At 65.0% G+C, this 11,445-nt stretch carries 11 protein-coding genes and 1 pseudogene; 5 read left to right on the forward strand and 7 right to left on the reverse strand.

The window, feature by feature from the left end; genetic code table 11:
• The first annotated feature begins 64 nt into the window (after nucleotides 1-64).
• On the forward strand, nucleotides 65-727 hold the full coding sequence (locus tag ACZ9GA_RS17105; protein ID WP_457361567.1) for an HAD family hydrolase: 663 nt from the start codon (nucleotides 65-67) through the stop codon (nucleotides 725-727).
• A 3-nt stretch (nucleotides 728-730) separates the two neighbouring features.
• Here ACZ9GA_RS17105 and ACZ9GA_RS17110 read toward each other — a convergent pair whose 3' ends face one another.
• Complete coding sequence (locus ACZ9GA_RS17110; RefSeq protein WP_476227637.1) at nucleotides 731-1,498, reverse strand: methyl-accepting chemotaxis protein; 768 nt, start codon at nucleotides 1,496-1,498, stop codon at nucleotides 731-733.
• Between the two features lie 165 nt (nucleotides 1,499-1,663).
• Nucleotides 1,664-2,485, reverse strand: a pseudogene (locus ACZ9GA_RS17115) (hypothetical protein); the annotation flags it as partial.
• A 38-nt stretch (nucleotides 2,486-2,523) separates the two neighbouring features.
• On the opposite strand from ACZ9GA_RS17115, the gene ACZ9GA_RS17120 reads away from it, so the two are divergent.
• From ACZ9GA_RS17120 to ACZ9GA_RS17130, 3 genes are all read left to right on the forward strand, one after another.
• On the forward strand, nucleotides 2,524-3,252 hold the full coding sequence (locus ACZ9GA_RS17120) for a DUF899 domain-containing protein (RefSeq protein ID WP_457361566.1): 729 nt from the start codon (nucleotides 2,524-2,526) through the stop codon (nucleotides 3,250-3,252).
• 140 nt (nucleotides 3,253-3,392) lie between these two features.
• On the forward strand, nucleotides 3,393-3,875 hold the full coding sequence (locus ACZ9GA_RS17125) for a GNAT family N-acetyltransferase (RefSeq protein WP_457361565.1): 483 nt from the start codon (nucleotides 3,393-3,395) through the stop codon (nucleotides 3,873-3,875).
• Between the two features lie 33 nt (nucleotides 3,876-3,908).
• Nucleotides 3,909-4,448 (forward strand): YbhB/YbcL family Raf kinase inhibitor-like protein, encoded by a 540-nt coding sequence (locus ACZ9GA_RS17130; protein ID WP_457361564.1) that lies wholly within the window; start codon nucleotides 3,909-3,911, stop codon nucleotides 4,446-4,448.
• A 91-nt stretch (nucleotides 4,449-4,539) separates the two neighbouring features.
• Here the strand turns inward: ACZ9GA_RS17130 and eutC are convergent, their stop codons facing one another.
• From eutC to eat, 3 genes are read right to left on the reverse strand one after another with little or no spacing between them, the layout of a single operon-like run.
• Complete coding sequence (gene eutC, locus ACZ9GA_RS17135) at nucleotides 4,540-5,349, reverse strand: ethanolamine ammonia-lyase subunit EutC (RefSeq protein ID WP_457361563.1); 810 nt, start codon at nucleotides 5,347-5,349, stop codon at nucleotides 4,540-4,542.
• 9 nt (nucleotides 5,350-5,358) lie between these two features.
• Complete coding sequence (locus ACZ9GA_RS17140) at nucleotides 5,359-6,753, reverse strand: ethanolamine ammonia-lyase subunit EutB (RefSeq protein ID WP_457361562.1); 1,395 nt, start codon at nucleotides 6,751-6,753, stop codon at nucleotides 5,359-5,361.
• Nucleotides 6,754-6,768: 15 nt separating this feature from the next.
• Nucleotides 6,769-8,130, reverse strand: a complete 1,362-nt coding sequence (gene eat, locus ACZ9GA_RS17145; RefSeq protein WP_457361561.1) for an ethanolamine permease — start codon at nucleotides 8,128-8,130, stop codon at nucleotides 6,769-6,771.
• Between the two features lie 384 nt (nucleotides 8,131-8,514).
• Here eat and qhpR point away from each other — a divergent pair, with 384 nt between their 5' ends.
• Entirely contained in the window at nucleotides 8,515-9,570 is a 1,056-nt protein-coding gene (gene qhpR, locus ACZ9GA_RS17150) for an AraC-like transcriptional regulator QhpR (RefSeq protein ID WP_457361560.1), read from the forward strand.
• Between the two features lie 125 nt (nucleotides 9,571-9,695).
• On the opposite strand, the gene ACZ9GA_RS17155 is transcribed toward qhpR, so the two are convergent.
• Nucleotides 9,696-10,172: a GFA family protein gene (locus ACZ9GA_RS17155; protein WP_457361559.1), complete on the reverse strand. Its 477-nt coding sequence runs from the start codon at nucleotides 10,170-10,172 to the stop codon at nucleotides 9,696-9,698.
• 59 nt (nucleotides 10,173-10,231) lie between these two features.
• Complete coding sequence (locus ACZ9GA_RS17160) at nucleotides 10,232-11,386, reverse strand: MFS transporter (RefSeq protein WP_457361558.1); 1,155 nt, start codon at nucleotides 11,384-11,386, stop codon at nucleotides 10,232-10,234.
• Between the last annotated feature and the right edge of the window lie 59 nt (nucleotides 11,387-11,445).

Raw genomic sequence — 11,445 nt, forward strand, 5'->3', positions numbered from 1 at the left:
TAGGGAAATCAACTGGTACGATGACCGGCTTAAAGCTTTCAGCCACCCCTGAATGGATATCGCGATGCTCACCGCCTTGCTGTTTGACCTCGATGGCACCCTGACTGACACCGACAAGCTGCACCTGCTGGCCATCCAGCAGTTGCTGGCCGAAGAAGGCCGCGACTTCAGCGAAGAAGATTTCGAACAACTGTGCAGCGGCCAGGCCAACCCGGCCATGTGCCGTAACCTGTTCCCCGAGCGTTCGGTGGCCGAACACCAGCAGTTCGCCGACCGCAAAGAGGCGCGCTTCCGCGAGCTGTCACCGCAATTGGCGCCGCTGCCGGGCTTGCTGCGTTTACTGGAATTCGCCGAAGCACAGGGGATTGGCAAGGTGGTAGTGACCAACGCACCGCGCGCCAACGCCGACCATATGCTGGGGGCGTTGGCGGTGGTCGAGCGTTTCCACAGTGTGGTGGTGGCCGAGGAACTGCCGCGCGCCAAGCCCGACCCGCTGCCCTACCTCACCGGCCTCGAGCGCCTGGGCGCCCGCGCCGCCGACGCCATGGCCTTCGAAGACTCGGTACCGGGCCTGACCGCGGCGGTCAAGGCCGGCATCTTCAGCGTCGGCCTGACCACCAGCCAGAGCCGCGAAGCGCTGCTGGCAGCCGGGGCCCACCTGGTGATCGACGACTTCAACGATGAACGCCTGTGGCAGGCCATCGCCGAGTTGCAAGCCGCCCGTTGAGGGTTACGCCCCCAGCCGCGCCGTCACCTCGTTGAGCTGACGCGAGAGGTCATGCAGGCGGCGGCTGGCCACTTCGGTGCGCTGCACGTTGTCCTGGTTGGTGCTGGCGATCTGAGTAATGTCGGTCAGGTTGCGCGAGATGTCCTCGGCCACCGAGGTCTGCTCTTCCGCCGCCGTGGCGATCTGCCGGTTCATGTCGCGGATCGCTTCCACGGCCGAGGTGATCTGGCGCAGCATGTCGCCGGCCTGGGTCACCTGGGCCACGCCCTCTTCGCTGCGCGACTGGCCGCTCTGGATTGCCTTCACCGCGTCGCTGGCGCCCGCCTGCACGGCATTGATGATCTGGTTGATCTCGATGATCGACGCCGCCGTGCGCTGGGCCAGGCTGCGCACCTCGTCGGCGACCACGGCAAAGCCGCGCCCCGCTTCACCGGCCCGGGCCGCCTCGATGGCGGCGTTGAGGGCCAGCAGGTTGGTCTGCTCGGCGATGCCGCGAATCACTTCCAGCACCTTGCCGATGCGCGCGCTGTCGTTTTCCAGGTTGCCGATCACCTGCGCGGTGGTGGTGATTTCACTGCGCATGTGGGTGATGGTCTCGATGGTGGCGCGCATCACTTGCTCACCCTGGTGGGCTGAGGCATCGGCCTGGTCGGCCGCCTGGGCAGCGTCGACGGCGTGCCGGGCCACTTCCTGAGCGGTGGCCGACATCTCGTTCATCGCCGTGGCCACTTGGTCGGTGCGGTTGAACTGGTCATGGGTGCCTTGCGACATCTGCCCGGCAATGCCATGCAGGTCAGCGCTGGCGCCATCCAGGTCACCGGCGTTGCGCTTGAGGCCGGTGAAGGTCTCGGCGAGGAAGTCGCGCAGGGTATTGGCGGCCACGGCCAGGCGGCCCAGTTCGTCCTGACGACGGCTGTCGACACGCTGGTTGAACTGGCCGCGGCTGAGGTCAGCCACGTACTCGATCAGTTGCTGGATGGGCACCACCAGGTAACGGCTGACCAGCACCAGGCTCAGCAGGCCGATCAACAGGCCGGACACCACCAGCACCAGCAAGCCGCCCCACACCGTGGTGTCGGCCGAATCACGAATGGCGCCGGCCTGCTGCTCACCGGCCTTGCGGATCTGGCTGACCAGGGCACTCATCTGCTCGCTGACGGCGCGGTCCACGCCCTTCACCGCCGTGTCACCCGTGGCGGCATCGCCACCGGCCGCCACGAAGGCATCACGACCGCGCTGGTAGGCATCGCCCAGGGCACGGTGTTCGTCGCGCAAGCGCTGGATATCGGTTTTAAGCCCGGCATCAATGCCCGGCTGGGCGGCGAGGCGGCCGAGGATGTCCTGCACTTCGCGCTGGCGGTCCTGGAACTGGCCCCAGTACTGCGCAAGGTCCGTGGGCTGCTTGCCGCGCAGCAGCACGTTTTTCCATTCCTGCACCTGGATCTTGAATTGCAGGTTGGCTTCGTCGATCAGTTGCGAAGTGCGCAACGGGCCTTCGATCAGTTGGTGATAGTCCCTTACACCATTGGCCAACAAGTGAAAGCAGGACAGCGCGATCAGCAGCATGGCCAGCAGGCTGCCGCCGATCAGGGTCAGCATTTGGGCTTTCAGGGATTTTCGCACGACCATCGGGGGGTACTCATGACAGGGATAAACGCACCGCGATGTATATGGCAAATCAGTTACAGAATGATGACAACGCCACTGCGCTCGTCGGCTGATCCGCCGCTGCACCTGGGGGCTGTTATAACTGGGCATTGCGTCTCTGTTTTCCGCGACAATCAGGAGTACGCCCCATGAAAACTGCCCCTCACCCCGTGGTCTCGCGCCAGCAATGGCTGACTGCCCGCCTCGCCCACCTGGAACACGAAAAAGCCCTGACCCACGAGCGCGATCGTCTGGCGCAAGAGCGCCGCGAGCTGCCGTGGGTGCTTGTCGACAAGCGCTACACCTTCCAGGGCCCCGAAGGTGCTCTGGGCCTTGCCGAGCTGTTCGGCGAACACAGCCAGTTGATCGTTTATCACTTCATGTACGCGCCGGAATGGGACCAGGGTTGCACCGGCTGCTCACTGCTGTCCGACCACCTGGACGGCCCCAACCTGCACCTGGCGCATCACGATGTGGCGGTGGTCGCCGTGTCCCACGCGCCCCTGGCGCAACTGCAAGCCTACCGGGCGCGCATGGGCTGGCACTTCGATTGGGTGTCATCGCTGGGCAACGACTTCGACGAGGATTACCAGGTAGCCGCCAGCGCCGAGCAGAAAGTCGACGGGCAGATGATCTACAACTACGAACCCTTCGAGGCCACCAGCGAGATGCCGGGCCTGAGCGTGTTCTACAAGGACGAGCATGGCCAGGTGTTCCACACCTACTCCACCTACGCCCGCGGCCTGGACATGCTGGTGGGCGCCTACAACCTGCTGGACCTGACGCCCAAGGGGCGTAATGAGGTGCAGATCATGGATTGGGTGAAGCTGCATGACGAGTATGACGGTGCAGCCAGCAAAGGTTGCTGCCATACATGATTTTGTACAGCGGCGTCTGCATCGCGACCAAGGTCGGCTCCTACCACGATCGGCGCCGCGATGCGGACCATGCGCCCGCTGACGGCGGCAGAATCGGGCATAATGGCCGGCTACCTGCCACCGCCCTGAGGAACGGACCCTTGACCCTGCACATTCGCCCCGCCACGCCTGCCGATGCCGAACTGATCCTGGGCTTCATCACCGAGCTTGCCATCTACGAGAAAGCCGAGCACGAAGTCATCGCCAACGTCGACGACATCCGCCGCAGCCTGGAAGACCCGGAAGGCTACGCCCGTGCCCTGGTCTGCTCGCTGGACGACGAACCGGTGGGCTTTGCCCTGTACTTCCTCAGCTACTCCACCTGGCTGGGCCGCAAGGGCCTTTACCTGGAAGACCTGTACGTATCTTCCAAGCATCGTGGCGTGGGCGCCGGCAAGGCACTGCTCAAGCACCTGGCGCAGATCGCCCAGGACAGCGGTTGCGGCCGCCTGGAATGGAGCGTGCTGGACTGGAACGAACCGGCGATCAAGTTCTATGAATCCATTGGCGCGGCGGCGCAGCCGGAGTGGATTCGCTACCGCCTGGCGGGCGATTCGCTGAAGGCTTTCGCTCAGGCTGACTAAACTGGCAGGCAGTGCTTATCAGGAGAACTGCCCATGCTGCCTCGCTCGATCACGCTAGCCGTGTGCCTGTGCCTGCCGATGCTGGCCCAGGCCGCGCCCTTCACCCTCAAGACCCCGGACGGCGACGACAACGCCCTGCTGCGCCAGGCCAACGCGGCCAACACCGGGGATTGCGGCGGCGAGAATGTCTCGCCGGCGCTGAGCTGGAGCAACGTGCCCCAAGGTACGCAAAGCTTCGCGGTGGTTATTCATGACCCCGATGGCCAGAAAGGGCTGGGGGTGGATCATTGGGTGCATTACGGTCTGAAGGCAACTACCCATGACCTGGGCGCCGATGCCAGCCTGAAGGGCAAGCTCGAAGGGGTGGGCGGCACCAACAGCAAGGGCATGACCACCTACAGCGGGCCCTGCCCGCCGGTGGGAGAGAACCCGCATCATTACGTGATCCAGATTTATGCGCTGGACCTGGCGGCGGATGCGTTGCCGGCGGGGTTGACGCGTGATGATCTGCTGGGGCGGATCAAGGGGCATATTCTGGGGAATACCAGTGTGGTGCGCCGCTACGGTCGTTGACCTGTAGCCGCTGCCGCCAGGCTGCGCTGGCCAGTGTAAACCCTGTAGATTTTCAGCGGGGCACAGGGCCAGCGCAGCCTGGCGGCAGCGGCTACAGGGTTGGGCCCAACAGAAAATTCCCAGGCCCCTGCTGCCCTTCAATCACCGGCACCACCGCCTCATCCTTCAAATTGACCCCCGACAACTGCCGCCGCCACGCCTCGCGCATCAGGTACAGCAGCTTGTGCGCCGCCATCGCATAACTCATGCCCTCCAGCCGCACATTGGAAATGCAGTTGCGCGCTGCATCATTGAGGCCCGCGCGCGGCGCGTAGGTGAAGTACAACCCCAGACTGTCCGGCGAACTCAAGCCCGGGCGCTCGCCGATCAACATCACCACCATGCGCGCGCCCAGGCGCTCGCCGATCTCATCGGCCACCGCCACCCGCCCCTGCTCCACCAGGCTCACCGGTGCCTGGCGCCAGCCTTCGGCGGCAGCCAGTTCGTCGATGCGCTGCAGCATGGGTACGCTGTGGCGGTGCACGGCCAGGGATGAGAGGCCGTCGGCGATGACCACGGCCAGGTCGTAGCCATCGGGATTGAGCTGGCGGTGTTCATCCAGCAAGGCAGCCGACGGCGCATCCAGACGCCGCCCCAGGTCCGGACGCTGCAAATAGACGTGTCGGTCGCCCGCGCCGCTGTGCAGCAGCAAGGCCTGGCCATTGAGGCTGGCGGCCAGGGCCTGGCGGTCGAACGGCGTGTGCACGGCATCCCGCGCCTGGGCGTGGGCGTATTGGAAGTCCAGTTGCGCAGCCGTCGGCAGGCTAGTGCCCGCACGGCCCAGCGCAATGCGCGCCGAGGTCAGGCTGCGTAGTTGCTGCCAGGGGTCGGCCTGGGCCGGTGTGTGGCGTTCGTCCGTCATGAACACTCCTCAGTGCAACTGCGCCAGCGCCTGGCGGAACGCCGGCGGCAGGCCTTTGCCCAACTGCAACGTGCCGTCGCCCTGGGTCATGATCTGCATGCGTGCCAGCCAGTCTTCGTACTCCGGCGCCGGGCGCAGGCCCAGGGTCTTGCGCGCGTACAGCGCGTCGTGAAACGAGGTGGTCTGGTAGTTGAGCATGATGTCGTCGGAGCCGGGGATGCCCATGATGAAGTTGATGCCCGCCACACCCAGCAGGGTCAGCAGCATGTCCATGTCATCCTGGTCGGCCTCGGCATGGTTGGTGTAGCAGATGTCGCAACCCATGGGCACGCCCAGCAACTTGCCGCAGAAGTGGTCTTCCAGGCCTGCGCGAATGATCTGCTTACCGTTGTACAGGTATTCGGGGCCGATGAAGCCGACCACGGTGTTGACCAGGAACGGCTTGAAATGCCGGGCCACGGCGTAGGCACGGGTTTCGCAGGTTTGCTGGTCGACGCCGTGGTGGGCGTTGGCCGACAGCGCGCTGCCCTGCCCGGTCTCGAAGTACATCAGGTTCTGGCCCACGGTACCGCGTTTCAGGCTCAGGCCGGCCTCGTAGCCTTCGCGCAGCAGTTCCAGGCTGATGCCGAAGCTGGCGTTGGCTGCCTCGGTGCCGGCGATGGACTGGAACACCAGGTCCAAGGGCACGCCGCGTTCGATGGCGGCGATGGACGAGGTGACGTGGGTCAGCACGCAGGATTGGGTGGGAATCTCGTAACGTTGAATCACCCCGTCGAGCATCTTCAGCAGGTCGCTGATGGCGCTGAGGCTGTCGGTGGCCGGGTTGATGCCGATCATGGCGTCGCCGTTGCCGTACAGCAGCCCATCGAGCACGCTGGCGGCGATGCCGGCCGGGTCATCGGTGGGGTGGTTGGGCTGCAGGCGGGTCGACAGGCGCCCGCGCAGGCCCACGGTGTTGCGGAAGCGGGTGACCACGCGAATCTTCTGCGCCACCAGCACCAGGTCCTGCACGCGCATGATCTTCGACACCGCGGCGGCCATCTCCGGGGTCAGCCCCGGGGCCAGGGCGCGCAAGGCGGCCTCGTCGGCCGTATCGCCCAGCAGCCAATCGCGAAAGCCGCCCACGGTCAGGTGGCTGACCGGGGCAAAGGCTGCAGCGTCGTGGCTGTCGATGATCAGCCGGGTCACTTCATCGCTTTCGTAAGGGATCAGCGCCTCGTTGAGGAAGCGCTTGAGCGGCACGTCCGCCAGGGCCATCTGCGCCGCCGCACGCTCGGCATCGCTGCCGGCGGCGACTTCGGCCAGGTAGTCACCGGACCGTGCGGGGCTGGCCTTGGCCATCAACTCCTTGAGGCTGTCGAAGCGCCAGACCTGGCCACCCACGGTATGCACGAATCCACTCATGTCACGACTCCTTTCTCAAGCATTGCCGGCCAGGGCAGCACGGGAAGCACTACGGCCCAGCGAGATCTTGCAGAACACCGCGCCTGCAATCATCAGGCCGGCAAACACACAGGCGATCTGGCCGTTGAACCACACCATGGCCACCAGGCACACCAGCGCCAGCACCAGGGCAATGCCCGGTACCACAGGATACCCCGGGGCGCGGAAGCTGCGCTCAAGGTTGGGCTCGATTTTGCGCAGGCGGAACAGGCTCAGCAGGCTGATGATGTACATCACGATAGCGCCGAACACCGACATGGTGATCATCGCGGCGGTCAGGCTCATGCCCTGCAGGTTGACCAGGCCGTCGCTGAAGATGGCAGCGATGCCCACCACGCCGCCGGCCAGGATGGCGCGGTGCGGGGTTTGGAAGCGCGACAGCTTGGCCAGGCCGGCTGGCAGGAAGCCGGCACGGGCCAGGGCGAAGAACTGGCGCGAGTAGCCCATGATGATGCCGTGGAAGCTGGCCACCAGGCCGAACAGACCGATCCACACCAGCATGTGCATCCAGTTGGAGTTGTTGCCCACCACGGTTTTCATCGCCTGTGGCAGCGGGTCGTTGAGGTTGGACAGGGCCTTCCAGTCGCCCACGCCGCCGGCAAAGATCATGGTGCCGATGGCCAGTACCACCAGGGTCAGGATGCCGCTGATGTAGGCACGCGGGATGGTCTTCTTCGGGTCCTTGGCTTCTTCGGCGGCCATGGCGGCGCCTTCGATGGCCAGGAAGAACCAGATCGCAAACGGGATGGCCGCGAACACGCCGGACAGCGCGCCGAAGCTGAAGGTGTCGCTGCCGGCCCAGCCGCCCAGCACGAAGTTGCTGAAGCTGAAGCCCGGCGCTACCACGCCCATGAACACCAGCAGTTCCAGCACAGCCAGCACGGTGACGACCAGCTCGAAGGTGGCGGCGATGTTGACGCCGACAATGTTCAGGGTCATGAACACCACGTAGGCGCCCGCGGCGGCCCACTTGGGATCAAGCCCCGGGAACTGCACGTTCAGGTAGGCGCCGATGGCCATGGCGATGGCCGGTGGCGCGAACACGAACTCGATCAGCGTGGCCATGCCGGCGATCATCCCGCCGCCCACGCCGAACGCACGCAGGCTGTAGGCGAACGGGCCGCCGGCGTTGGGGATGGCGGTGGTCAGTTCGGTGAAGCTGAAGATGAAGCAGGTGTACATCACCGCCACCATCAACGTGGTGACCAGAAAGCCCAGGGTGCCGGCGGTGCCCCAGCCGTAGCTCCAGCCGAAGTACTCGCCGGAAATCACCAGGCCCACGGCGATGCCCCACAGATGCAGGGTGCCCAATGTCGGTTTGAGTTGCGTGCTGCTCATTGTGTCGTACCTTCGAGAGGATGCCTGGCAGCCAGCATATCGAAGCATTTGCTTACAAGACTTGACCGGTAAAACCGGGTTTTGTGCCCTGCGGTCAAGTTTGGGCGATGGTGCGCGAAGGCGGGGCACGGCCCGCATTGCGTGCACCATGTAGCAGCGGCCGCCAGGCCGCGTCACCAACCCCGCGATACGTCAGACACGCCGCGTGGGGGCCGGACGCAGCCTTCGGCAGCTGCTACAGGGGTGGTTACCAGACTTCCCATCTAGCTGGCCAGCTTGCGCTGATTAACGACCGGGAAGCGCTCTAGACCCGCGGGAACATGAACCCGGAACAACTCTTGCTTGAAGTTTCTTCATGATGCCCCCGCTGAAAAGGTAACCACCATGACCCCTTCCCTGTTTTCCCCCGCCGCCCACCCAGGCTCCCGGGCGAACAACCGTGGAGTGCTGTCGGCGGCGGCCAATGGCCTGGACCAGTTCATCACCCACCACGGCGGCGACCTGGACCGCGTGTTCGGCCGCGCGGGCATCGACGCCGAACAACTGCGCCACCCCACGCTCAGCCTGGCGTTGCCCAACTATTGCCAGGTGCTTGAAGAAGCCGCGCGGCAAACCGGTTGCGACAATTTCGGCCTGCGCTACGGCGAGCAATTCAAGCCCCAGGCCTTGGGTTTGCTCGGTTACGTCGGCCTGTGTTCGGCCACCCTGGAAGAGGCCCTGATCAACTTTGCCCAGGCCTTCCCCTTCCACCAGCACAGCACCCTGATCCAGCTGGTGGACCAGGGCGAGTGTTACCGTTTCGACTATCAGGTGCGCCACGGCGCCATCCTGGAAAAGCGTCAGGACGCTGAACTGACCATGGGCATGGCCATGAACCTGGTGCGCCATGTGCTGGGGCCCCAGTGGGCACCTCGCGAAGTGCTGTTTGAACATGCCCGCCCCATGGACTGGCAAGAGCACCGTGAAGTGTTCGATGCCCCGGTGCGTTTCGACCAGGCCTGCAATGGCATCCTGATTCCCAAGCGTGAACTGCAAGGCCAGCTGATGCCCGGGCATGACCCGGTGCTGCTGATGCTGGTCAAGGACGCCATCCGCCAACTGGGCGATGCCGACCAGGGGCCGGACGTGCTGGAGCAGGCGCGGCAGGTGATTCGCACGGTGCTGCATCAAGGTGAGCCGGTGCTGGAGTTGATTGCCGAACAGTTGGAGTTGAGCGATTCGGGGCTGCAGCGGCGCCTGCGCGAGTATGGCTTGAGCTTCAGCCAGTTGGTTGATCAGACCCGGCAGGCGCTGGCGCAGCAGTACTTGCGCCAGCAGAACCTGTCGATTTCGGAATTGGCGCCGTTGCTGGGCTATTCCGAGACCAGTGCCTTCTCCCGGGCCTTCAAGCGCTGGTTCGGGGTAAGCCCGCGCCAGTGGCGGCAGAATTCGGTGAATTGATCGCTCTTTCGGGCCTCATCGCGAGCAAGCTTTGCTCCCACAGCAGACAACGCACTTGAGGCGTACAACCTGTGGGAGCAAAGCTTGCTCGCGATGAGGCCATCAACCCCACCACAAATCCTGCATCAATCCGCAACCAGCCCCAACCGCTCATGCCACTGGGCAATCGACTCCTGCGGGTACCCTTCAAACTGCTGGTCGCCCTTCTTCACCTGCACCTCCACCCACGCAGCCTTCGAATCCAGCAGCAAATGCGTATGCTCCGGCGGCACCGGCAACGGCGTGTCAATGGCACTGGCGAACGGATGAATCAGCTCCGGCCACTCGGGGCTGAACAACCACAACCCACTGCCGCACTGACTGCAGAAATGCCGCTCGGCGCTGCTGACGTCCGTCTCGTTCAGGCGCGCGTGATAGATGCTGATGTGCTTGCGCCCCTTGACCTTCAACGACTCGGCATCGCCGCCCAGGTTGATGGCATAGCCGCCACCGCCCTGGGTTTTGCGGCAGATCGAGCAGTAGCAGCGCTGATAGGGGTACGGGTGCTGGCTTTCAAGGGTAAAGGTGACGGCGCGGCAATGGCAGGAGCCTTCGAGCAACATGGCGGATCTCCCCGGTGGATGGGTGTCAGGACTCTAGACCACCGGGGCACCGCCACCGTTCACACCGTGCGCAGCACCCGGCCGCTGGCGGCGACGAATGCCAGCAACAGCACCATGCCCCCCAGCGCCACCGACAGGCTGCTGGCGTGGGCGATGAAGCCGATGGCTGCCGGGCCGATCAGGATGCCGGCGTAGCCCAGCGAGGTCATGGCCGGGATGGCCACGCTCTGGGGCATGGTTTTCTGGCGGCCCACGGCGGTGAACAGCACTGGCACGATGTTGGAACAGCCCGCACCCACCAGCGCGTAGCCGATCAGCGCCAGCGGCCACGACGGCGCCAGAATCGACAGGGCCAGGCCAGCGGCTGCCACCGCGCCCCCGATGATCACCACCCGCGCACCGCCCAGTCGGGTGACGATGATATCGCCGGTCAGGCGGCCCAGGGTCATGGTGGTGGCGAAGGCCGCATAGCCCAGGCCGGCGTAGCGTGGGTCCATGCCGTGGTCAGCCACCAGGAACACCGCGCTCCAGTCCAGCACCGCGCCTTCGGCCTGGAACACGATAAAGCACAGTACGCCCAAAAACAGCACGATGCCCCGTGGCCGCGCCAGTAACGGGCCGGGCTCGCCATTGCCGTGAGTCAACAGGTGCGGACCGGCGGCCCACAGCGACACCACCGTCAGCGCCACCACGCACAACACCGCCGGCAAGGCGCCCAGGCCAAGGCTGAGCAGGCCGGTCATGCCTGCCGCCCCGGCGATGCCGCCGACGCTGAACAGGCCATGGAAGCCCGACATCATCGCCCGGCCGCTGGCGCGTTCCACCAGCACGGCCTGGATGTTCATCGCGCAGTCCACGGCGCCGATACCGGCGCCGAAGCAGAAAATCGCGGCCATCAGCAGCCAGGGATTGGCCACCGTGGCCAGCAATGGCATCACCAGGCACACCACGGCGCCGCCGGTCAGGATCACCCGGCGGCAGCCCACGCGGGCGGTCAGGTAGCCGGCCACGGGCATGGTCAGGATCGAACCCAGGCCCAGGCATAGCAGCAGCAAGCCGAGCATACCGTCGTCCAGACCGGCGCGGATTTTCGCCAAAGGCACCAACGGGGCCCAGGCTGACATGGTGAAACCGGCGATGAAGAAGGCGACGCGGGTGGAGAAGAACGCCTGCTTGTCAGGCTCCGCCTGAAGTGCGGTAGTGCTGGAAGACATTGGAGATGGCCTTATCTCGCGGGGACAGTAGGTGCCCTTTACCTTGGTGGCCGTCCCGG

Source organism: Pseudomonas sp. TE3644, from assembly GCF_056278815.1.